This window comes from Brevundimonas sp. Root1423 (genome assembly GCF_001426805.1).
On the sequence record NZ_LMFL01000056.1, the window covers coordinates 118,378 to 139,073 of the forward strand.

Consider the following 20,696-nt stretch of genomic DNA (forward strand, 5'->3'; position numbering starts at 1 on the left):
CNCGGCACGCCGCGCCGCGCCTCGGACGCCCTCGTCTTCGCCGCCCTGCAGACCACCGCGGGCGAGAACCATGAGGTTTCAGCGATCTATCTGCGTCTCGCAGACAGCCTGCACCCCGACGATCTGACCGTGCTGCAACTGGCCCAGAGCCTCAGCAACAACCAGCCCCTCCTGGCCCAGGCGGCGTTCTCGCGCGTCGGCCGGGCCGATCCCATCACCTACGCGCGGGCCCAGGTCGGCCTGGCGATGTCGCTGAGCGCACAGGGCGACGACGAGGCGGCGCTGGAGGCCTTCCGGCGCGCGGACGCGGCAGCGCCGAACCAGGCGGCGTTCGCCTTCACGCTCGCCACCCATCTCGACGGTATGAACCGGCAGGGTGAAGCGCTCGAGATATTGAACCGGCCCACGCTCAACGTCTCCGGACAACCGCCGCAGTTCCGCTTCCTGCGAGGCGCGGTGCTGGAGAAACTGGGTCGGATCGACGAGGCCGAGGCCGAACTCTGGGCCGCGCTGCAGGCCCAGCCCAACGACCCGACCATTCTGAACTATCTCGGCTATCTGTGGGTCGATAGCGGCCGGCGCGTGTCCGAGGGCGCCGAGATGCTGGCCCGGGCCCATGCCGCCCGGCCCGAGGACGGCAATATCCAGGACTCCCTGGGCTGGGCCCAGTTCCGCCAGGGCCAGTACGATATTGCGGTCCAGACCCTGGAAGAGGCCGTCGGCAAACAGCCCGGCAACGCCGAGATCGTCGATCATCTCGGCGACGCCTACTGGCAGGTGGGCCGTCGCCGCGAGGCCGAATGGCAATGGAACCGGGTGCTGACGCTGGAGCCCGACGCGGAACGCCGCACCGGGGTGGAGCAGAAGCTGCTCCGGGGACTGCCCGAGCCGACGCCCCTGTCCAGCGGCGGCCAGCCCTGAGGCATGGCGCCGGTTCGTCTTCTGGCCCCCGCCAAGGTCAATCTGTTCCTGCACGTCGGGCCCGTGGCCGCCGACGGCTATCACCCGCTCTCCAGTCTGGTCGCCTTCGCCGACGTCGGCGACGGGGTGACGGTCGAACGGGCGGAGCGGCTGTCGCTGACCGTCATCGGCCCGTTCGGCGCGGGGCTGGGCGACGGGGGCGATAACCTGATCCTCAAGGCTTTGCGGGCTCTGGGCCAGGCGACGGGTGCCGGCGACCCGCCCGTGGCCGTGACCCTGGACAAGCGGCTGCCGATCGCCGCCGGACTGGGGGGCGGCTCGTCCGACGCGGGCGCCGCCCTCAAGGGCGCGCGGGACGCGCTGGGCCTCACGCTCGACGATGCCGCCCTGGCCGAGGTCGCCGCCGGGATCGGTGCCGACGGTCCCATGTGCCTGCACGCCCGCGCCGCCTGGGCCGAGGGGCGGGGGGACCGGCTGACCTTCGAGCCGCGCCTGCCGCCGCTGCCGGCCGTTCTGATCAACCCCGGCGAGCCGTCGCCGACGGGGGCTGTCTACCGCGCCTTTGACGGGCGCGGGGCGGGATCGCCCGACCGCCCGGCGGCTCCCGCAGACTGGCGCCCGACCACCGTCGCCGACTGGCTGACGGCGCAACGAAACGATCTCGAGGCGTCGGCCGTCGCACTGCAACCCGCCATCGGCGAGGCCCTGACGGAAGCGGCGCGACTGCCCGGCGTACGTCTGGTCCGGATGTCAGGCTCCGGGGCCACGGTCTTCGCCCTGTTCGACACGGCCGAGGCCGCCGCCGCGGCCGCCCGGAGCCCGATCCTGGCCCGTCCCGGCTGGTGGGTGCGGTCGACCACGCTGCGCTAGATCGGGCGCCGGCAGGTCGACAGGCGGGCCGTGGACGACCCCCGGAATGGAACTGAGGCCCCGCCCAGGTCTTTCACGCTGCAGGTTCCGTTACGGACGGCCGCGCCCTCCCTCCCTTTGCGACCGTCCGCACCAGAAGGGATGAATTCATGCTCCGCCTCCGATTGCTGACCGCCGCCGCCGCGACCGCCCTGCTCGCCGCGCCCGCCGCCTTCGCCCAGACGGCTCCCGTACCGCCCGCCCCCACGCCGGTTCCGGCGACCCCGGCCACCCCGGCGACGCCCGCGGTCGCCGCCACGCCGGCCACGCCAGCTCCCCGGCCGGCCGAACCGGCCGACGAGGCCGCGCCTCCGGCCCAGGCCGCGCCAGCCCGGCCTGCCACACCCGCCACGCCCGCCGCGCCCGCCCAGGCCGCGACTCCGGCGGCCGCCGGCAATGTCATCGATGTCCTGACCGCCCAGGGCGATTTCACCACCCTCCTGGCCGCCCTGAATCAGGCTCAGCTCACTGAAATCCTCAAGTCGCGCCCGGCCGTCACCATCTTCGCCCCAACGGACGCCGCCTTCGCGGCCGTGCCCGAGGCGGAACGTACGCGGCTGATGGACCCCGCCAACGCCGCGGAGCTGCGGACCCTGCTGCTCTATCATGTGATCGTCGCCGACGTTTCCTCGTCGCAGATCACCGGCGCCAGGGGCGGCGTCGAAACCGCCAGCCGCACCCAGGTCCTGCTGGACGGCACCGGCGAGGCGCTGCGCATCGACGGCGCGACCATCACCCGGGCCGACATCGATGCCTCCAACGGCGCGATCTTCGCCATCGACAAGGTCCTGAACCCGGCCCGGTCCATGGCGACGCCGGCCGCCCCCGCTCCGGCCGCGACGCCGGCGCCGCCCGCGGCCACCCCCGCCGCAACGCCCGCCCCCGCGGCGGCGACGGCGCCGGGGGTTACAGCCACGACGCGTCCGGCGGCTCCCGGCACGGTGGCTCCGAACGGCCAGCCGGCCGCGACCACCACGACCATCGCCGCCCCGCCGGTGCCCAATCCGACCGACGGACAGGTGGACGCCCAGCCGGACCCCTCGCGTCCGACTCCGCCGGTCGATACGCCCGATCCGGCGGATGACGACGACGACACCCCCGCGCCCACGCCGTCGCCCGGCGGCTGATCCGGCCTTGAACCCCGAACGGCGGCGGACCCGCGTCCGCCGCCGTCTTGCCGTGCGCCGCCGGCCTTAACCGCCGGACAACCGGTGTTTGCTACCCTGCGGCCATGGAAACGCTCTCCCGGTCCCAGATCGCCGCCTTCGAGGCCGTGCTCAACCGGATCCCGGCGGAAGACCGCGCCCGGATTCATGCGCTGAAGGCCGCCGCCGCCGCCGCAGCCGAGGCGTCCGCCCCGCACTGGGATTTCGACCAGCCCGGCCATCGCGCCGAAGCGGCCTTGGCCGAGGCCTTCGGCTCCACCCTGACCGACGATCACCGCCGCGCCCTGATCGCCGTCTGGGCGCTGGAACTGCCGGCGCGGGTGCCCGCCGCCGACCTGCCGCCCGCCGTGCTGGAGCTGTATCCGGAATGGATCCAGCGTTTGGCCGACTTCCTCACCGCCGCCGCCGATCCCTATGACCGCGACTACTGGGCCAAGGACGTGCGCATCTCGCTGGTCCTCAGCGTGCCCGGGGCCCGCACCCAGATGATCGACCTGTCGTCGCCGATGGGGCCCGGACAGGTGCTGCGCCACGCCCGCGAGGGCTGGGGCTGGTCGGTGATCCCGGCCTATGCCGCCGCAAAGGCCTGGAAGCCGTGGCTGGAGGTGCACACCGAGGCCCGCGAACTGTCCGATTTCAACGAGGCCGGCTGGGACCGCGCCTGGGCGACGGCGGCCGAAATCTGCAAGCGCCGGCCCGAGATGGCCGGCATGCTGGGCTCCAGCTGGTTCTACGATCCGCCGCTGGAGCGGATCAGCCCGCGCCTCGCCTATCTGCGCGTCAACCCGCTGAAGCACGGCGCCTTCCTGCTGCATCAGGGCCCGGGCGACATCCACACCCAGCGCGCCGCGACATCGTCGCCGACCCGCGCCGCCCTGATCGAGAAGGGCGAATACACCGCCCGATCGTGGATCGTGGCCTGGCCGAGAGCCGCGCTGATCAAGTGGGCGGATGCGCGCAAGGCGCAGGGGTTGGCGGAAGCGGCCTGATTTTATCTCCGATCATCCCGGCGACAGCCGGGACCCGGTGCTTTGGGTGATGCGGCGGAACCGGTGATCCGCGCCCGCCAATCCTGAAACGCCAGCGTCAAACTGGACAGGACTGGGTCCCGGCTTTCGCCGGGATGCACGGATTATGAGCGCACCACGCCCCAGGCCGCCCCGACCGGCAGCACCTCCAGCCCCGCCGCCTTCGCCGCGCGCAGCACCCGGTCCAGATCGTCCGGGGTGCAGCCATAGTCCGTCGGCCGGTCCGACACGTCATGGCCATAGGCGTTCAGCCAGCCTTTCGACGCCCCCGTCTCGGCCATCAGCGCCTCGAGGTCGTAGTGCGGCAGGCGACGGCTCTCCAGCCCGATCGACTTGATCAGCGCCCGGTCCTCGCGGCCGGCGTTGACCCCGTCGCGCACCCCGCGCGCCATGGCGAACCGTTCGCGCACCACCCGCTTGGCCCCGAGCGTCGCGTCCCCGAAGGGCCAGGCGAAGGTCGTCATCCGGTGGCCGTCCAGCCGCTCGGCCACCCAGGCCGCATTGGCGTCCAGACTCAGTCCCAGCGCCTCGGCATCCATGCGCAGCACGCTGGTGTGACCGAACGTATGGCAGCCGACCTCATGCCCCGCCGCGTGCAGCGCCTGCAGGTGCGCCGCCGTGAACTGGTCGCGGTCCATGTTGCGCCCGCCGGCCAGACCGCCGCAGACATAGTAGGTCGCCTTGACGCCGTGCTGGGCCAGCACCGGTCCGGCCTCGGTCCAGGCGCTGGCGGGTATGTCGTCGAAGCTCAGCGAGAAGACCCCGCGCGGCGAGGCGATCGTCACCGGGTCGATGTCGAGATAGCGCGCGGCGCGGCGGCGCATCTGGTCGATCAGCTTCATGGCCCGGTTGATACCAAATCCCGCTTAACACTCCCCTTCCCCTCGAGGGGGAAGGGGCGGGGGATGGGGTGGGCGTACGTCTTCCGCTGTGGCGCACGAAGACTCCGACCGGGTCTCCCGGACCTATCGGCGTCGTCGTGCCTTCACCCCTCCCAACCGTCCCCCTCGAGGGGAGGGCTTTTCCGTGCGGGTCTGGCCGTCTAGGGTCCGCCGCCTTCTTCCCCGGACGAAAAAGCCCGCCTGTGACCACCGAACCGCTCGCCTTCCAGGACCTGATCCTGACGCTCCACAAATACTGGGGCGATCAGGGCTGCGCCATCCTGCAGCCCTATGACATCGAGGTCGGCGCCGGGACCCTGCACCCCGCGACGGTGCTGCGCGCCCTCGGACCGCGCCCGTGGAAGGCCGCCTATGTCCAGCCCAGCCGTCGCCCCGGTGACGGCCGTTACGGCGAAAATCCCAATAGATTACAGCACTATTACCAGTATCAGGTGATCCTGAAACCGAACCCCGAGAACCTGCAGCAGCTGTATCTCGGCTCGCTGGCGGCGATCGGCATCGATCCGAAGCTGCACGACATCCGCTTCGTCGAGGACGACTGGGAGAACCCCACCGTGGGCGCCTGGGGTCTGGGCTGGGAGGTCTGGTGCGACGGCATGGAGGTGACGCAGTTCACCTATTTCCAGGGCGTCGGCGGGATCGAGGTCGACGTGGTCTCGGGCGAGCTGACCTACGGGCTGGAGCGTCTGGCCATGTACGTCCAGGGCGTCGACAACGTCTATGATCTGAAGTTCACCAGGGAGGGCCTGACCTACGGCGAGGTCTTCCTCGAGAACGAGCGCCAGCAGTCGGAAGCCAATTTCCACGGCTATGACGTCGACGGCCTGAAGCGCCGGTTCGAGGACATGGTGGTCGAGGTGTCGCGCTTCCTCGAGATGAAGGGGCCGCAGGACCAGGCGCTGGTGCTGCCGGCCTATGACCAGGTGCTGAAGGCCAGCCATCTGTTCAACCTGATGGACGCCCGCGGGGCCATCGCCGTCGCCGAACGCCAGAGCTACATCGGGCGTATCCGGGACCTGTGTAAGGCCTGCGCTGTCGAATGGGTCGAGCAGGAAAGGGGGCGCGCGTAATGGCCCAGCTCCTTCTCGAACTGTTCTCGGAAGAGATCCCCGCCCGCATGCAGCAGGGCGCCGCGCGCGACCTCGAACGCATGGCGGCCGAGCGGCTGAAGGCGGCCGGGCTGACGTATGAGGCGCTGACGACCTTCGCCGGGCCGCGGCGGCTGACGCTGGTTGTCGAGGGCCTGCCGGCCGCGACGCCGGACCGGGAAGAGGAGCTGAAGGGCCCCCGCACCTCGGCGCCGGAACAGGCGCTGGACGGCTTCCTGCGCAAGACGGGCCTGACGAAGGACCAGCTGAGCGAACGCGACGGCGTCTGGTTCGCGGTGCTGAGCCAGAAGGGGCGGGCGACCACGGTGCTGATCCCGGAGATGGTCGACGGCATCGTCCGCGGCTTCCCATGGCCCAAGTCGATGCGCTGGGGCTCGGGGACGCTGCGATGGATCCGGCCGCTGAAGCGGATCACGGCCCTGTTCGACGGCCATGTGGTCCCGTTCGAGATTGACGGCATCCAAAGCGGCGACCTGACCGAGGGGCATCGCTTCCTCGGCTGTGGCCGGCCGTTCGCGGTCAGGGATTTCGCCGACTACCGGGCGAAGCTGGAGAGCGATTTCGTCCTGCTGGACGTCGTCGACCGCAAGCTTCGCATCCTCGAGGGCGCCCAGGCGGCCTGCGCGGCCCGGGGGCTGGCGCTGGTCGACGACGACGGCCTGCTGGACGAGGTGGCGGGGCTGGCCGAGTGGCCGACGCCGATCCTGGGCGACATGGACCCGCAATTCCTGACCCTGCCGCCGGAGGTGATCCGGCTGTCGATGAAGGTCCACCAGAAATATTTCGCCGTCCGCGACCCCGCGACCCACGGCCTGGCCCCGCATTTCGTCGTGGTCGCCAATGTGGAGGCGACCGACGGCGGCAAGGCCCTGTCCGCCGGCAACAGCCGCGTCCTGTCGGCCCGCCTGGACGACGCCCGCTTCTTCTGGGACGAGGACCTGAAGACCGGCTTCGACGCCTGGTTGAAGAAGCTGGAAGGCGTGACGTTCCACGCCAGGCTGGGCAAGCTGTCTGATCGTGTCGACCGCATCGCCGCCCTGGCCCGCGGGATCGCGCCGCTGATCGGCGCCGACCCGGATCAGGCCGACCAAGCCGCGCGTCTGGCCAAGGCCGATCTGTCCTCCGGCATGGTTGGGGAGTTCCCCGAGCTTCAGGGCGTCATGGGCGGCTACTACGCCCGCGCCTTCGATCATCCCGACGTCGTCGCTGACGCGGTGCGCGACCACTACAAGCCGCAGGGGCCCGCAGACTCGGTGCCGACGGCGCCGCTGACGGTGGCCGTGGCGCTTGCGGAGAAGCTGGACACGCTGGTTGGGTTCTTCGCAATCGACGAGAAGCCTACGGGTTCGAAGGATCCGTACGCTCTCCGCCGGGCAGCGCTGGGCGTTATCAGGTTGATCTTGGAGAACGGCATCCGGGTCGAATTGACGGACCTTTACCGGAACAGCTTGCCTTGGATCGTTTTCTGGGGAGCCGAGGCATCGCTGTCCAAAGGAGACGAGAAGTCTTCGACCTCAATTCCCACGAAGTTCGTGAATGACTCTGTCCTGAAAAACGTCCTTCACGACCTTCAAAAGCACGGTCGATTGACGCCTTCGATTGAAGCCGAGCTTGTTGAGGACTTTCGGAAGCAGAACGAGGCAGTCAAGAGCCACGTTCTAGGCCTTTGGAAGCATCTGGATGACGGCTTTGCCCTTCGAATTGGCAAACAGCGCACGACGCCGGATGAAATCCTCTCGGGCTGGCTGACCTTCTTCGCCGACCGCCTGAAGGTCCTTCTCCGCGATCAGGGCAAGCGCCACGATCTCGTCGACGCCGTCTTCGCGCTGGGCGACGACGATCTCGTCCGCATCGTGCGGCGGGTCGAGGCGCTGGACGCCTTCCTCGCCACCGAGGACGGGGCCAATCTGCTGGCCGGGTACAAGCGGGCGTCCAACATCCTCAAGGCCGAGGAGAAGAAGGGCCCGCTGCCCGAAGGCATGGTCAACACCGGCCTGCCGAACCAGCCCGAGGCCGAAACGACCCTGGCCTTCGCCGTGGCGGCGGCATCGACCGCCGTCGACGCGGCGCTGGAGACCGAGGACTTCGCCGCCGCCATGACGGCCCTGTCGCGCCTGCGGGCTCCGGTGGACGCCTTCTTCGACACGGTGATGGTCAATTCCGACGTAGCCGCGGAACGCGACAACCGCCTCAAATTGCTGGGACAGGTCCGCGCGGTGATGGGCCGGGTGGCGGACTTCGGACAGATCGCGGGGTAACTCTCCGATTCCTTCTCCCTTTGCGGGGGAAGGTGGCTCGCGGAGCGAGACGGATGGGGGCTCTCCAGTTGGCTTCAGGCTGCGCGGGTCGGAAGGTTTGGCGGACTACCGGGGCGCCGCAGCCCCCATCCGTCAGGCTTCGCCTGCCACCTTCCCCCGTAAAGGGGGAAGGGAATATCGGGGCTGGTCCATGAAGGCCGCGTCCAGCCCGTAGCCCGCGAACCGGGCCAGCCGCTCCCGCAGTCGCCCGTGCCCGGCCGGCGCGTCGCCGATCCGGTCGCCCTCCGGCAGGAAGGCGTTCTCGGCGCGGAAGGTCCAGCCGGCGACCTTCAGGCCCGCGGCGTGGGCCTCGGCGATCAGGCGGGTCGGGGCGCCGGGCGTCGGCTCGATCAGGGCCGTGTCGGCGCCGATCCAGTCGGCGTATGCCGCGACGTCGGCGAGGCCCTCGGGCGTCGTCATGGCGGCGTAGTCCAGCTCCGTCCGGTCGAACGGCCCGCCCGAGGCGGCGACCAGCTGCAGCAGCGGCGCGGCGATGCGGGTCCGGAGGCGCTGCAGGGCGCCGACCTCGAAACACTGGGTGATGACGGGGGCGTCCGCGCCAGTCAGGCCGCGCCGTTCCAGCGCGGCCACGAACGCCTCCTCCATCGGCAGGCCGAGGGCGGCGAAATACGACGGATGCTTCAGCTCGGGCGCGACGCCCACGCCGGCCACGGCGGCGATGTCGAGCACCTCGTCGGAGGTCAGGATCGGCTCCCGCCCGTCGGAGGCGGTGTTGGCGGGACGCAGTTCGGGCAGGCGCTCGCGGGCGCGAAGGGTCTTCAGCTCGGCGAGGGTGAAGTCTTCGGCGAACCAGCCGGTCACGGCTCGCCCGTCGACCGTCTTCGTAGCCCGGCGGGCCGCGAACGCTGGCCGGGCGGCGACATCCGTCGTGCCGCCGATCTCGTTCTCGTGGCGCACGATCAGCACGCCGTCCCGGCTCATCACCAGATCGGGCTCGATGAAATCCGCGCCCTGTTCGATGGCCCGCTCATAGGCCGCGCGGGTGTGCTCCGGCCGTTCGCCCGAGGCCCCGCGATGGGCGATGATCAGGGGCCGGGCCAGCCGTCAGGCTCCCAGAATCCAGCCTTCTTCCTGCTCGACCTTCGCGATCAGGGCCTCGTCCGCGCCCTTGGGCGGGGCGAAGGCGGCGGACAGGGTTCCGGCCTCGTCCAGCTTCGCGAAATGCTCGGCCGTGACGCGGACCTGGGCCTGATCCTTGAACTCGCCGGGGTTCGGCCTGGCATCGAACATCGAAGGATAGACCTCGACCACCAGCGCGGACAGCGGCTCGACGTCGGCCGTGTCCAGCGCGCGCCAGCCCGTGCCGAAGGGCCAGACGGCGCCCGAGGGGCCGAGGCTTTCCAGCAGGCGGCGGACGGCCGGAATGCCGACCAGGGTCTGGCCGCCGACGGCCCCCGCGCCGTGCATCTGCCACACCGACTTGGGCTGCAGCTTGCCCTTGCGCACGGCGTCCTGCGTCGCCCGGTATTCCGGAATGTCGGCGCCGGCGCCCGCGGGCGGCTTCGTCGTGGTCAGCCAGCGCTGCGCCTGATTGGCGGGCGCGCCCCACAGGGGCCAGGCCTCGTCGGTCATCAGCCGGTTCATCTTGGCGGCGACCTGATAGCGGTTGTTGGTGTTGTCGGCCTTGTCGACCACGTTGGAGGCGATGAATTTCCACATCGCCGACCATGCGGGCGTCCCGGTCAGCTTCAGCCGCGCGGCCGTGCCGGCGGGATAGCCGAAGTTGAAGTCGAACCCGACCAGCACCCGATCGCCGCGCTTCCTGTGCTCGGCCAGCAGCGAGACCAGCAGCTTCTCGCCCTCGGCGCGCGTGGCGACGTTGTGGGTCTCGGTATAGAGGCGGAACCGCACGTCGCGCTTGGCCACGCCGATCCACACCGAGCCGTCGCCCAGCTTCTTGCCCTCGGCGGCGGTCCAGTCAGCGATGATATAGGCGTCGAACAGGCGGGCCACGGAGGCTCCTCGGATACTCAGGACAACAGGGATGGGGGGTTCTACCCGTCCGGCCGGTGCAGCGGCAATGGCAGGGACCCAAATCAGCCGCGGCGATGAACCTTCCCGCGCTGACGCGCCGGGTTTCCGGTCACCCCTTCAGCAGCGCTTCCAGGTGCGACAGCCAGCGGCGGCCCAGCCGCAGGGCCTCGCCGGGCGAGCCGGTCTGGACGGGCAGGGCGGCGTCCCACAGGGCCAGTTCGAACTCGGGATGGCGGGCGTCGGCGAACAACAGGCGCAGGGTGACCTGCTCGGCCTCCGGAGCCAGCACGTCCAGGGCCTTGCGGGTCTCGCCGCGGCGGACGCGGGCGACGACATGGCCGTCGACGATGATTTCGCCGCCCTCGATCTCGTCAAAGGCGTAGACGAGGCCCGAGCCGCCCCGGTTCCACAGCACCGCCACCTGGGCGCCGTCGAAGTCGAGTCCGGCGGCGCGACCCTCGGCCGGCGACAGCGCCTCGGCCTCGGGCACGGCGCCCAGTGACTTCAGCAGCGCCCGCTTCATCCGCCGCACCGGCTCCATCCACCAGGCCAGCACCAGGGCGGCGGTGGTCAGCGCCGCCGTCGCCAGCGCGACCAGCAGGATGACCCGGAGCACATCGGCCACGGCCTAGTCCTCCAGTTCGACGACGACGGGGACGTGGTCGGAGGGCTTGTCCATGTCACGGGCGTCGCGGTGGGTCTCGATCCCCACGAAGCGGTCCGCGGCCTGGGGCGACAGCAGGTGGAAGTCGATGCGGATGCCGTGGTCGCGCTGCCAGGCCCCGGCCTGATAGTCCCAGAAGGTGTAGGTCCCCGGCGGCTGTTTGCCGAGCGCGCCGGCCTCGGACAGGCCGAGGTGATTCAGGGCGCGGAAGGCGGCGCGGCTCTCGGGCTGGAACAGGGCGTCCGTGACCCAGGCGGACGGGTTTTTCGCGTCATCGGGCGTCGGGATGACGTTGTAGTCGCCGCACAGGGTGAAGGCCTCTTCCTGGCGCAGCAGGTCCTTCGCATGGGCCTGAAGCCGGTCCATCCAGGCCAGCTTGTAGGCGAATTTCTCCGTTCCGATCGGGTTGCCGTTGGGCAGGTAGAGGCAGCCGATGCGGACGGGGCGGGGCGCCTCGATCACAGCCTCGATATAGCGGGCCTGTTCGAACTCCGCCTCGAAGCCCGAGGCGTCGACGCCGGGCAGGCCGCGGCGCACGTCGCTCAGCGGGTATTTCGAGAGCAGGGCGACGCCATTATAGGTCTTCTGGCCGTTGGTCTCGACGTTGTAGCCGAGGGATTCGAAGGCCTCGCGCGGGAATTTCTCGTCCAGGCATTTGATCTCCTGGAAGCCGACCACGTCGGGCTTGGCCGCCTCCAGCCAGGCCAGCACCGTCGGCAGGCGGGCGTTGACCGAGTTCACGTTCCAGGTGGCGATGCGCATGGCGCCATGAGTACGGCGTGTCGGCCCGGTCTGTGAAGCCGGATCGTGCAAACGAAAACGCCCCGGGGCGGACCCCGGGGCGTCGTCTTCGTCAGGGCCGGGCCCGGGCTTACTCGGCGGGCGCCGGAGCCGCGGCGGGAGCCGGAGTCAGGGTGCAGCCGCCGCCGATGCGCTGGGCGGTGGCGCAGGGATAGATCTGCTGGGTCACGCCCTCGTTGTTGACACGGGCGATGAAGCCCTCGCCCTCGGCGGCGCATTTGGCCTCGTAGAAGCGGCCGTTGGCGTTGGAGCCCATCAGGCGCACCTGGGTCACGTCGCAGGCCGAGGCCTCGGTGCCGGCCAGCTTGGGCTCGAATCCGTCGGCCTGTTCCCGGGCGGTGGTGAAGCGGCAGGTCCCGCTGGCCGAGGCGATCTGCAGGCAGTCCTGCAGCTTCCAGCCGGTGGCGACCTTCTCCAGCCAGTAGCCGTCGGCGCCGGCGCAGCCGACCTCATAGACGATGTTGTTGTCGTCGCTCTTGCCGATGGCGACGGCCTCGTCGACGGTGCAGGTCACGCCGGCCTCGCGGGCCCAGCCGCCGATAACGGCGAGGCCGTTCTGGTTGGCGGGCAGAATGCACTGCTGGCCCACGTCGGCGGCGGGGTCGCGCAGCCGGGCGGTGTAGGCGGTGCCGGCCAGTTCGAGGCAGTCGAAGCTCTGGGGCGGGGTCGAGGCGATCAGGATATAGCCCGGGCCGGTGGCGCAGGCGGCTTCATAGATCTTCACCTGTTCGGCGGTCACGCCGGGGTTCGAAGCCTCGGTGACCTGGCAGGTCAGACCCGCGGCCGTGGCCTGGGCCTGGGCCGCGGCCTTGATCTCTTCCGGCGTCGGGGCGGCCGGCGCGGCCGGGCGCTGCGGCCGACGGTTGCGCTGGTTGCGCTCATTGCGATCGTTGATGGCGCCGGCAGCGCGATCCGCGTCGCTCTGGCCGCCGGCCGGAGCGGCGGGGTCCTGCGCCAGGGCCGGGTGGGCCGTCAGGAGGGCGAGGGCGACGGCGCCGCCGGCCAGGACGGGCAACATTCTGTGGAACACGATGAGACTCCGGATGGGGAAAACCGTGGCGCACCCTTGGCGGGCTGTTGTGGCGGGGTCAAGGCGCGGCCGTGACGGCGCTGGACGCGTGCCGTCGCTTCGGCTTAACTGGCCTCAGTTTTGATTGGAGACGGACTTGGCGGACGGCGCTCTGAACGCTCAAGCGGGCGAGGCCGCGTCGGGGACGCGCGGCCTGACCTACCCGTTCGGCGACCCGCCGGGCTTCGGCGAGGCCGTGGAGGTCGCGCCGGGCGTGCTGTGGATGCGGCTGTCGATGCCGATCGCCCTGAACCACATCAATGTCTATGCGATCGAGGACGGTGACGGCTGGGCCGTGATCGACACCGGGCTGAACATCCCGGACACGCGCGAACGATGGAACGCCCTGCTGGCGGGCCCCCTGGCCGGGCGACCCGTCACCCAGGTGATCTGCACCCATATGCATCCCGATCACATCGGGCTCGCGGGCTGGCTGTGCGAGCGGTTCGGCGTCCCCCTGACCATGACCCGGCTCGAATATGTCACCGGGCGGATGCTGCTGGCCGACACCGGCCAGCCAGCGCCGGAGGCCGGGGCTGTCCACTATCGCGCCGCCGGGTGGGACGAGACCCAGGTCGAGACATACCGCCGCGAGTACGGCCAGTTCGGACGGGCGGTGTCGCCCCTGCCCTCGGGCTATGTGCGCATGCGCGAAGGCGATCGCCTGCCCATCGGCGGCCACGACTGGCGGGTGGTGGTGGGCGAGGGGCACAGTCCGGAACACGCCTGCCTGTGGCGCGAGGGGGACGGGGTGGTGCTGGGCGGCGACCAGATACTGCCGAGGATATCGTCGAACGTGTCGGTCTGGCCGACCGAGCCGGACGCGGACCCGCTGGGCGACTGGCTCGAGTCGCTCGAGCGGATGAAGACGGTGTTCCCCGACGATGTGCTCGTGCTGCCGTCGCACGGGGAGCCGTTCCGCGGCGCCCATACGCGGCTGGAGGCCCTGATACGGGGCCATATGACGGCGCTGAAGCGACTGGAGAAGTCGCTGAGGGAGCCGAAACGGGCGGTCGATGTCTTCGGCGCCCTGTTCGCGCGACCGGTCGGCGACGGCGTGCGCGGCATGGCGACCGGCGAGGCCCTGGCGCATCTGAACTATCTGCGGCGACGGGGGCGGGTCAGCGGCACGCGCGACGCGGACGGCGTCGACTGGTGGACGCTGGTCGGCAAGGACGAGGCGGCGTAGCCGATCCGGCTCGCGCCGAACCGGCCGGAAGGCCGGGCGACTAACCCTCTGACCTTGCGGCGAGGGTCAGGGCGCAGTCCTCCGCCTCGGTGCAGGGTGTGACGTCAGCCGCCTGTCCCTCCCGCTCGATGCGAACGACAAAGCCCTGGCCCGGCGCCCGGCAGCGGGTCTCGTAATGGCGGCCCAGAGCGGAGACGCCGATCATGCGGATCTCGGCGACGTCGCAGCCCTCGGCCGGGGTGCCCGCAAGGCGGGCCCGCATCCAGGCATGTTGCTCGCCCGGCGCGGTGAACCGGCAACTCTGACCTTCGGCGCTCACCTGGAGACACCCCGCCAGCGACCAGCCCGAAGCCGCCTTTTCCAGCCAGTAGCCTTCGGTGCCGTCGCAGCCCACTTCGTAGACGTCGAAGCCGGCTTCGTTGGGTCCGAGCCATTCCGCCTGGTCGACCCGGCAGGCGACGCCCGCCTCTCTCGCCCAGGCGCCGATCACCTGCGGACCGTTCTGGTTCTCGGGCAGGGTGCACTGGGCCCCGACGGTCGCGTTCGGGTCGCGGCGGAGGGCGCTGGCGGCGCCGCCGGCCAGCACCAGACAGCTGGTGGCGCGGGGCTCGACGCCGTTGATCACCACATAGCCGGGTCCATTCCCGCAGGCGGCCTCGTAGATCGACTGCGCATCGGGCGTGGTGCCCACCCGCCTGAAGCCCCGGACCCCGCAAACAATCCCCGCCTGTTCGAGCTGGGCGTCAATGTCCGCCCGTATCCGGCCGTCGTCCATTTCCAGACGTCTGCGCTCGAGATCTTCGGCCTCGAACTCGCGCCGCTCGAGATTGCGCAGGCGCGACGGCGTGACGCTGCGGATCGGAGCGGTGACGCTTTCAAGGTACGGACCCGCGGCTTCCGCTACGCCGGAACTGCGGCCATCGCCTGCGCCCATCGGGGCGGATCCGAGTTGTGCGAAGCTGGGTGTCGCGACGCATGCGACCAGCAGCGCCCCCGCCATGCCGGCCGCGATGGAGTAAAGAGAAACCCAGCGCTTCATGACCGTGCCCCTGATGTTGCAGCATTACATCATCTCACGAACCGCCGTGATGCAAGGAAAATACCTGTTGAAGCTGATTGGATCGCCTTCCGGTTGCTGGACGCCAGTCGATTATCCCGGTTGGTCGGGGGGCTGCGGCGGTCTATCAGGACCTTCAGCACGAGAGAGGCGATCCGCGGGACCTCGGCTGAGCACGGAGACGGTCGATGGATAGGCACGTTCAGACGAGTGTCGCCGACGGCGTCCTGACGGTCACCCTCGCCCGTCCCGAGAAGAAGAACGCCATCACCCAGGCGATGTACGCCGCCCTGTCCGAGGCGACCGAGCGGGCCCGGACCGACGACGCCGTGCGGGTGCTCCTGTTCCGGAGCGAGGGCGACAGCTTCTCGGCCGGAAACGACATCGCCGACTTCATCGCCATCGGATCGCAGACCGGCGAGCCGCTGGACATGTCGGTGTTCCGCTTCCTGAAGGCCCTGGCCGAGCTGGACAAGCCGGCGGTGGCGGCGGTGCGCGGCCGCGCGGTCGGCATCGGCCTGACCCTGCTGCTGCATTGCGACATGGTGGTGGTGGCCGAGGACGCCCTGCTGTCGGCGCCCTTCATCAACCTGGCCCTGGCGCCGGAGGCGGCCTCGTCCCTGCTTCTGCCGGCGGTTCTGGGCCATCAGCGGGCGTTCGAGATCTTCGCCCTGGGCGAGCCGATCGACGGGCGGACGGCGCTGGCCTGGGGCCTCGCCAATCGCGCGGTCCCGGCCGATCAGGTCGAGGCGACGGCTCTCGAGCTGGCCGGCAAGCTGGCGGCGCGCGCGCCCAATTCGATCCGCAAGACCAAGGCGCTGATGCGGGATTCGGCACGCCTCTGGGCCCTGATGCAGCGCGAGGGCGAGGTCTTCGGCAGCCAGATGAAGAGCCCCGAGGCGATGGAAGCCTTCATGGCCTTCAGCCAGAAGCGCGCACCCGATTTCTCGAAAGCCGGTTGATTCGCCGGGGCGACGGCCCTAGTTGCGCCGCCTGATGTTCGACCCCCTGCCCAAACCGGCGCCCGTGCGCATCGAAGCCGAGACTCCCGCCGACGCCGCGGCGGTCGAAGCGCTGGTGCTGGCCGCCTTCGGTCCGGGCCGGTTCGCCAAGACGGCCGAGCGGCTGCGCGAGCGGGCCGGCGTCGCCGCCGGCTTCGTGGCGCGCGACGAGGGACGGGTGATCGGCTCGGTGCGCCTGTGGCGGATCACGGTCGGCGACACGCCGGCCCTGTTCCTGGGACCCATCGCGGTGGCCTCGGACAGCCGCAAGGCCGGGCTGGGCGCGGACCTGGTGCAGGCCTGCGTCGATCATGCCGCCAGCGTCGGAACCGACATCCTGCTGGTCGGCGACATGGGCTATTTCGAGCGGTTCGGCTTTTCCGTCGCGCCAGACGTACAGCTGCGGGGGCCCGTGGACCGTGGCCGCGTGCTGTGGCGCGGCGCGGGTTCGCCCACGGGGTTGGTTCGGCCCGTCCGATAGAAGGGGTTTGCCGTCGCCGTCGCGACGCCTAAGTCTGGACCCATGGCTTCTCCCGCCGACAGCAACACCGGACTGGCCGCCGTCGCCGAAGCGGCGAAGCAGGCGCCGGGCCGGGGTCTGCCGCCGGTGCATCTGTGGCATCCGGCGCATTGCGGCGAGATCGACATCGTCATCCGCCGCGACGGGGTCTGGATGCACGAGGGCTCGCCCATCGGCCGGGCCGAGCTGGTGCGGCTGTTCTCGACCGTGCTGCGCAAGGACGACGACGGCCATGTGCTGGTCACGCCGGGCGAGAAGCTGTCGATCACAGTCGAGGATCTGCCGTTCCGGGCGGTGTCCGTGACCCGGCGCGGCGCGGCCCTGGTCTTCACGACGGACGTCGGCGACGAGGCCGAGGCCGGTCCGGACCATCCCATCGTCGTTCAGACCGATCCGGCGACGGGCGAGCCCGCGCCCTCGGTGCGGGTGCGCGCCGATCTGTGGGCGCGGATCGCCCGCCCGGTCTTCTATGAACTGGTGGAGATGGCCGAGGTCGAGGACGGGCGGCTGACGGTGCGCTCCAACGGCGCGGCCTTCGCCCTCGGCCCCGTCGGGGCGGGGGTGGAATGAGCCTGTCCACACTCCGCGCGCGGCTGATCGAGCGGCTGGAGCCGGCCTCGGACTGGAGCCCGGACGGAGCCGCCACCCGCTCGGACTTCGACCTGAACCCGGGCGCGGTCCGGCCCGAGCGGACGCTGAGGCCCGCCGCGGTGCTGATCCCCGTTATCGCCGGGCCCGAGGGGGCGACGGTGCTGATGACGCGCCGGTCCGACAGCCTGGCAAGCCACACGGGCCAGATCGCCTTTCCGGGCGGTCGGCTGGACCCCGGCGAGACCGCCGTCGAGGCGGCCCTGCGCGAGGCCATGGAAGAGGTGGCGCTGGACCCGGGGCTGGTGGAGGTTCTGGGGGTGGGCGAGGCCTATGAAACCGGCACGGGCTTTCTGGTCACCCCGGTCGTCGGGTGGCTGAGCCGATCGCCCCGGACCACGCCCGCCCTGGGCGAGGTGGCCGAGGTGTTCCAGGTCCCGTGGGATTTCCTGATGGACATCGCGAACCACCGCCAGGATTCGTACGAACGGGACGGCCAGCCGCCGCGCTTTTTCTGGGCCATGCCCTTCGGCGAGCGCTACATCTGGGGCGTGACGGCGGGCATCATCCGCGCCCTGCACGCGCGGCTGTATGACGACGAGGCCGCGCCGGAAGCGGCGGCGGCGGAGGACGCGGCATGACCCTTCGCCTGACCGACCAGCCGTGGCTGGCCGCCTCTTCGACCCGGGCGGTGATGGCGGCGCTGGAGGCGGCGGGCGGTCCCGGCTGCGCGCGCTTTGTCGGCGGCTGCGTGCGCAACGCCCTGCTCGGCGTGCCGGTCGACGACATCGACATCGCCACGACGCTGAAGCCCGAGGACACGGACAGGGCCATCCGCGCCGCCGGACTGAAGGCCGTGCCCACGGGCATGGCCCATGGGACGGTGACGGCGATAAGCGAGCGCACGCCGTTCGAGATCACCACCCTGCGGCGGGACGTCTCGACCGACGGCCGCAACGCCACCGTGGCCTTCACCGATGACTGGGCCGAGGACGCGGCGCGGCGGGATTTCCGCCTGAACGCCCTCTATGCCGACGCCGACGGTCAGGTGTTCGATCCCACCGGCCAGGGCGTCGCGGACGTGGAGGCGGGTCGTATCGTCTTCGTCGGCGATGCGGAGACGCGGATCACCGAGGACTATCTGCGCATCCTGCGCTTCTTCCGCTTCTTCGCCTGGTACGGGCGGGGGGAGCCGGACGCGGCGGCCCTGGCGGCGTGCCGCAAGCGGGCGGCGGGCATGGACCGCCTGTCGGCCGAACGGGTGTCCAAGGAGCTGATGAAACTGCTGGCGGCGCCGGATCCGCGCCCGGCCATGACGGCGATGGATGCGGCCGGGGTGCTGGGCCATGTTCTGCCGAAGGCGACCTCACGCGCGCTGTTCGAGGCCGCCGTCGACCTGAGCGGCGATCCGGTGTTGAGATTGATGACCCTGCTGCCCGCCGATGTTGAGGTGGCGAAGCGCGTTTCGGCGCGGCTAAGGCTGGCCAACGCCGTCAGGGACCGGCTGATGCAGGGTGCGACGGCTCTCCCGTCCGTGGACCTGTCCATGAGCGAGGCGGCGGCCCGGGCCACGATTTATCGGCATGGCGCCCGCGCCGTCACCGACTCCCTGTACCGGCGCTGGACGGAGACGCCGGACCGGGCGGAGGCCGCGCGCCGCCTGATCGCCCTGGCCCGGGATTGGACCCCGCCCGGCCTGCCCGTCGGAGGCCGTCAGATCGCGCGGCTGGGCGTCCCGCCGGGCCCGGAAACCGGCCGTCTGCTGAAGGCGTTCGAGGAAGGCTGGATCGCGGACGACTTCCCCTCCGAGGGCCATGCCGAACGGCTGGCCGCGCTGGTCAATCCGCCGCGAGGGTGACTTCGGTCACCACCGGACGGTGATCCGAGCCGCTGGGACGGCCGAGGCGGCGGCTGACGAAGGCGAGATCGGGCGAACGGTAGACTTGGTCGATGGTCACCCCGAACACGGACGGCGCGGCGCTGGGCCAGGTGCCGGGGAAGCCGGGGGCAGGGTGCAGGCCGAGCTCGCGCCGGATCTGGCGGCCGATGCGGGCGCTGGACACGCTGTTGAAGTCACCGGCGACGACGACCGGCCCGCTCAGGTCCGACACGACGGCGTCCAGCGCCATGGTCTGGCTGATCTGGCCCCACTGCTCCTGGAACGGCCATGGCCGGGTCAGGTGGACGCCGACGACGTTAAGCGGGCCGAACGGGGTCCGGGCCGTGGCTCCGACCGCGTGCAGCCCGTCCGGCCGGTCGCGGATCGCCGTCAAGGGCCAGCGCGAGGCGACAACGGACCGGGCCGCGCCGCTGGGACGGTCGATGCGCGGACTGGCGATCCGGTACGGATAGTCCGCCAGAACCTGGTCCAGCCGCGCCGCAGGGGCGTCTCCCACCTCGATCAGCACGACGACATCGGCGCTGGCGGCGAGGAGCGAGAGCCTGATCGCGTCCACATCCGTGTTCAGGGCCTGCACATTGGCGGAATAGATGCGCACGAGCGGAGCGCCCGGACGGGGCGGGGCCGAGGCGGGAAACCATTGCGGAGCCACCGCCAGGGCCAGTACGACGATCGCAGCCAGCCCCTGCAGGGTCGCCGCCCACATCCGGGCGCCGACAATGGCGGCCGTCAGGAGGACGGTCAGGATCAGGACCGGCGCGGTGAACTGGAACAGGATGTCCACCCAGCGGTGGCCGACGCCCGACAGCGCCAGAAGGCCCAGCAGCAGCGGCGCTGTCAGGGCCAGCTGAAACAGCGTTTCGATACGTCGTCGTCCTGCCCACAGGTCGCTGATGTGCGGTCCTTGYCTTTCAGGGTGAACGGGGKTCGTCATGGCGCGTTACGGTCTCGCTTAACTGGAGAGGGGCAGGCATGGCCAGACGGTCCGTCGCGGATATCGAGAAGATCTGGTCCAATGTCGAGGGCGTCACGGCCTGGCTGGCCACTCGGTCTGCGNTCATGGCGCGTTACGGTCTCGCTTAACTGGAGAGGGGCAGGCATGGCCAGACGGTCCGTCGCGGATATCGAGAAGATCTGGTCCAATGTCGAGGGCGTGAAGAAGCTGTCGGACCGGGCTGTCGGCATCGGCCCGTTCGGCATCGGTCTTGACGGTCTGCTGACCTGGATCCCCGTTGTGGGCACGGTCTACAGCGTCGGGGCCGCCGGCTGGCTGCTGGTCCAGGCCGGCAAGGCCAGGGCCACGCCGTCCACCCTGATGCGCATGATCGGCTATCTGGGCCTCGACAGCGCCACCACGGCCGTCGGCGAGGTGATCCCCTTCGCCCCCGACGTGGTCGACTTCTTCTTTCCCGGCCACCTGATGGCGGCGAAGGCGCTGCAGAAGGACATCGAGAGCACCCACTGGGTCGAGGCCAGCGAGCGCGAGTCCCGGGCTTCGGGGGATCATGACCGCCACCTTGCCGACATGCGCCGGAACCCGAAGCTTCGCCGCATCGTCTATCTGCATGACTGACGGCTTG

At 70.6% G+C, this 20,696-nt stretch carries 21 protein-coding genes; 13 read left to right on the forward strand and 8 right to left on the reverse strand.

What is annotated here, in order from left to right; all coding sequences use genetic code 11:
* Window positions 1–129 precede the first annotated feature (129 nt).
* The 4 genes from ASD25_RS32505 to ASD25_RS26040 all read left to right on the forward strand — a co-directional run bounded on the left by ASD25_RS32505 (window position 130) and on the right by ASD25_RS26040 (window position 3,985).
* Window positions 130–921: a M48 family metallopeptidase gene (locus ASD25_RS32505; protein ID WP_235562888.1), complete on the forward strand. Its 792-nt coding sequence runs from the start codon at window positions 130–132 to the stop codon at window positions 919–921.
* 3 nt (window positions 922–924) lie between these two features.
* The gene (locus ASD25_RS26030) at window positions 925–1,791 is read left to right on the forward strand and encodes a 4-(cytidine 5'-diphospho)-2-C-methyl-D-erythritol kinase (protein WP_055828412.1); all 867 of its coding nucleotides are present in this window, start codon (window positions 925–927) and stop codon (window positions 1,789–1,791) included.
* A 149-nt stretch (window positions 1,792–1,940) separates the two neighbouring features.
* Complete coding sequence (locus tag ASD25_RS32510; protein WP_156376912.1) at window positions 1,941–2,957, forward strand: fasciclin domain-containing protein; 1,017 nt, start codon at window positions 1,941–1,943, stop codon at window positions 2,955–2,957.
* Between the two features lie 104 nt (window positions 2,958–3,061).
* Window positions 3,062–3,985, forward strand: coding sequence for a hypothetical protein (locus ASD25_RS26040; protein WP_055828416.1), 924 nt, complete (start codon window positions 3,062–3,064; stop codon window positions 3,983–3,985).
* Between the two features lie 143 nt (window positions 3,986–4,128).
* On the opposite strand, the gene ASD25_RS26045 is transcribed toward ASD25_RS26040, so the two are convergent.
* Window positions 4,129–4,866, reverse strand: a complete 738-nt coding sequence (locus ASD25_RS26045) for a polysaccharide deacetylase family protein (RefSeq protein WP_055828418.1) — start codon at window positions 4,864–4,866, stop codon at window positions 4,129–4,131.
* A gap of 242 nt (window positions 4,867–5,108) precedes the next feature.
* Between ASD25_RS26045 and ASD25_RS26050 the strand changes: the two genes are divergently transcribed.
* Both ASD25_RS26050 and glyS read left to right on the forward strand, forming a co-directional pair.
* Complete coding sequence (locus ASD25_RS26050; RefSeq protein WP_055828420.1) at window positions 5,109–5,996, forward strand: glycine--tRNA ligase subunit alpha; 888 nt, start codon at window positions 5,109–5,111, stop codon at window positions 5,994–5,996.
* A complete protein-coding gene (glyS, locus tag ASD25_RS26055; protein ID WP_055828422.1) occupies window positions 5,996–8,293 on the forward strand; it encodes a glycine--tRNA ligase subunit beta in 2,298 nt (765 codons plus the stop codon). Before ASD25_RS26050 ends, glyS begins: the two co-directional genes overlap by 1 nt.
* Window positions 8,294–8,425: 132 nt before the next feature.
* Here the strand turns inward: glyS and ASD25_RS26060 are convergent, their stop codons facing one another.
* From ASD25_RS26060 to ASD25_RS26080, 5 genes are all read right to left on the reverse strand, one after another.
* A complete protein-coding gene (locus tag ASD25_RS26060) occupies window positions 8,426–9,394 on the reverse strand; it encodes a glycerophosphodiester phosphodiesterase family protein (RefSeq protein WP_055828425.1) in 969 nt (322 codons plus the stop codon).
* 3 nt (window positions 9,395–9,397) lie between these two features.
* Window positions 9,398–10,306, reverse strand: a complete 909-nt coding sequence (locus ASD25_RS26065; RefSeq protein WP_055828428.1) for a hypothetical protein — start codon at window positions 10,304–10,306, stop codon at window positions 9,398–9,400.
* Window positions 10,307–10,436: 130 nt separating this feature from the next.
* Window positions 10,437–10,952 carry a hypothetical protein gene (locus ASD25_RS26070; protein ID WP_055828431.1) on the reverse strand — a complete coding sequence of 172 codons (516 nt, stop codon included), beginning with the start codon at window positions 10,950–10,952 and terminating at the stop codon, window positions 10,437–10,439.
* Window positions 10,953–10,955: 3 nt separating this feature from the next.
* Window positions 10,956–11,753, reverse strand: a complete 798-nt coding sequence (xth, locus tag ASD25_RS26075) for an exodeoxyribonuclease III (protein ID WP_055828434.1) — start codon at window positions 11,751–11,753, stop codon at window positions 10,956–10,958.
* A 109-nt stretch (window positions 11,754–11,862) separates the two neighbouring features.
* Window positions 11,863–12,822: a hypothetical protein gene (locus tag ASD25_RS26080; protein WP_235561709.1), complete on the reverse strand. Its 960-nt coding sequence runs from the start codon at window positions 12,820–12,822 to the stop codon at window positions 11,863–11,865.
* Window positions 12,823–12,958: 136 nt separating this feature from the next.
* Here ASD25_RS26080 and ASD25_RS26085 point away from each other — a divergent pair, with 136 nt between their 5' ends.
* Window positions 12,959–14,050 carry an MBL fold metallo-hydrolase gene (locus ASD25_RS26085; RefSeq protein WP_055828442.1) on the forward strand — a complete coding sequence of 364 codons (1,092 nt, stop codon included), beginning with the start codon at window positions 12,959–12,961 and terminating at the stop codon, window positions 14,048–14,050.
* Window positions 14,051–14,090: 40 nt separating this feature from the next.
* Here the strand turns inward: ASD25_RS26085 and ASD25_RS26090 are convergent, their stop codons facing one another.
* The gene (locus tag ASD25_RS26090; protein WP_156376913.1) at window positions 14,091–15,089 is read right to left on the reverse strand and encodes a hypothetical protein; all 999 of its coding nucleotides are present in this window, start codon (window positions 15,087–15,089) and stop codon (window positions 14,091–14,093) included.
* A gap of 206 nt (window positions 15,090–15,295) precedes the next feature.
* On the opposite strand from ASD25_RS26090, the gene ASD25_RS26095 reads away from it, so the two are divergent.
* From ASD25_RS26095 to ASD25_RS26115, 5 genes are read left to right on the forward strand one after another with little or no spacing between them, the layout of a single operon-like run.
* On the forward strand, window positions 15,296–16,069 hold the full coding sequence (locus ASD25_RS26095; protein WP_055828449.1) for an enoyl-CoA hydratase: 774 nt from the start codon (window positions 15,296–15,298) through the stop codon (window positions 16,067–16,069).
* Window positions 16,070–16,103: 34 nt separating this feature from the next.
* Window positions 16,104–16,589 carry a GNAT family N-acetyltransferase gene (locus ASD25_RS26100; protein ID WP_055829681.1) on the forward strand — a complete coding sequence of 162 codons (486 nt, stop codon included), beginning with the start codon at window positions 16,104–16,106 and terminating at the stop codon, window positions 16,587–16,589.
* Between the two features lie 42 nt (window positions 16,590–16,631).
* Window positions 16,632–17,198, forward strand: a complete 567-nt coding sequence (locus ASD25_RS26105) for a DUF1285 domain-containing protein (protein ID WP_055828452.1) — start codon at window positions 16,632–16,634, stop codon at window positions 17,196–17,198.
* A complete protein-coding gene (locus tag ASD25_RS26110) occupies window positions 17,195–17,857 on the forward strand; it encodes a CoA pyrophosphatase (protein WP_055828455.1) in 663 nt (220 codons plus the stop codon). Before ASD25_RS26105 ends, ASD25_RS26110 begins: the two co-directional genes overlap by 4 nt.
* Complete coding sequence (locus tag ASD25_RS26115; protein WP_055828458.1) at window positions 17,854–19,074, forward strand: CCA tRNA nucleotidyltransferase; 1,221 nt, start codon at window positions 17,854–17,856, stop codon at window positions 19,072–19,074. The genes ASD25_RS26110 and ASD25_RS26115 overlap by 4 nt, the downstream gene beginning before the upstream one ends.
* Here ASD25_RS26115 and ASD25_RS26120 read toward each other — a convergent pair.
* Window positions 19,055–20,050 (reverse strand): endonuclease/exonuclease/phosphatase family protein, encoded by a 996-nt coding sequence (locus tag ASD25_RS26120; RefSeq protein ID WP_082572627.1) that lies wholly within the window; start codon window positions 20,048–20,050, stop codon window positions 19,055–19,057. The genes ASD25_RS26115 and ASD25_RS26120 overlap by 20 nt on opposite strands.
* A gap of 165 nt (window positions 20,051–20,215) precedes the next feature.
* On the opposite strand from ASD25_RS26120, the gene ASD25_RS26125 reads away from it, so the two are divergent.
* Window positions 20,216–20,689 carry a DUF4112 domain-containing protein gene (locus tag ASD25_RS26125; protein WP_055828461.1) on the forward strand — a complete coding sequence of 158 codons (474 nt, stop codon included), beginning with the start codon at window positions 20,216–20,218 and terminating at the stop codon, window positions 20,687–20,689.
* Window positions 20,690–20,696: the final 7 nt, after the last annotated feature.

Coding starts and splice junctions, on each gene's coding strand:
- ASD25_RS26030 (WP_055828412.1), top strand. CDS start 925: ATGGCGCCGGTTCGTCTTCTGGCCCCCGCCAAGGTCAATCTGTTCCTG.
- ASD25_RS32510 (WP_156376912.1), top strand. CDS start 1,941: ATGCTCCGCCTCCGATTGCTGACCGCCGCCGCCGCGACCGCCCTGCTC.
- ASD25_RS26040 (WP_055828416.1), top strand. CDS start 3,062: ATGGAAACGCTCTCCCGGTCCCAGATCGCCGCCTTCGAGGCCGTGCTC.
- ASD25_RS26045 (WP_055828418.1), bottom strand. CDS start 4,866: ATGAAGCTGATCGACCAGATGCGCCGCCGCGCCGCGCGCTATCTCGAC.
- glyS (WP_055828422.1), top strand. CDS start 5,996: ATGGCCCAGCTCCTTCTCGAACTGTTCTCGGAAGAGATCCCCGCCCGC.
- xth (WP_055828434.1), bottom strand. CDS start 11,753: ATGCGCATCGCCACCTGGAACGTGAACTCGGTCAACGCCCGCCTGCCG.
- ASD25_RS26090 (WP_156376913.1), bottom strand. CDS start 15,089: ATGAAGCGCTGGGTTTCTCTTTACTCCATCGCGGCCGGCATGGCGGGG.
- ASD25_RS26095 (WP_055828449.1), top strand. CDS start 15,296: ATGGATAGGCACGTTCAGACGAGTGTCGCCGACGGCGTCCTGACGGTC.
- ASD25_RS26100 (WP_055829681.1), top strand. CDS start 16,104: ATGTTCGACCCCCTGCCCAAACCGGCGCCCGTGCGCATCGAAGCCGAG.
- ASD25_RS26105 (WP_055828452.1), top strand. CDS start 16,632: ATGGCTTCTCCCGCCGACAGCAACACCGGACTGGCCGCCGTCGCCGAA.
- ASD25_RS26110 (WP_055828455.1), top strand. CDS start 17,195: ATGAGCCTGTCCACACTCCGCGCGCGGCTGATCGAGCGGCTGGAGCCG.
- ASD25_RS26115 (WP_055828458.1), top strand. CDS start 17,854: ATGACCCTTCGCCTGACCGACCAGCCGTGGCTGGCCGCCTCTTCGACC.
- ASD25_RS26125 (WP_055828461.1), top strand. CDS start 20,216: ATGGCCAGACGGTCCGTCGCGGATATCGAGAAGATCTGGTCCAATGTC.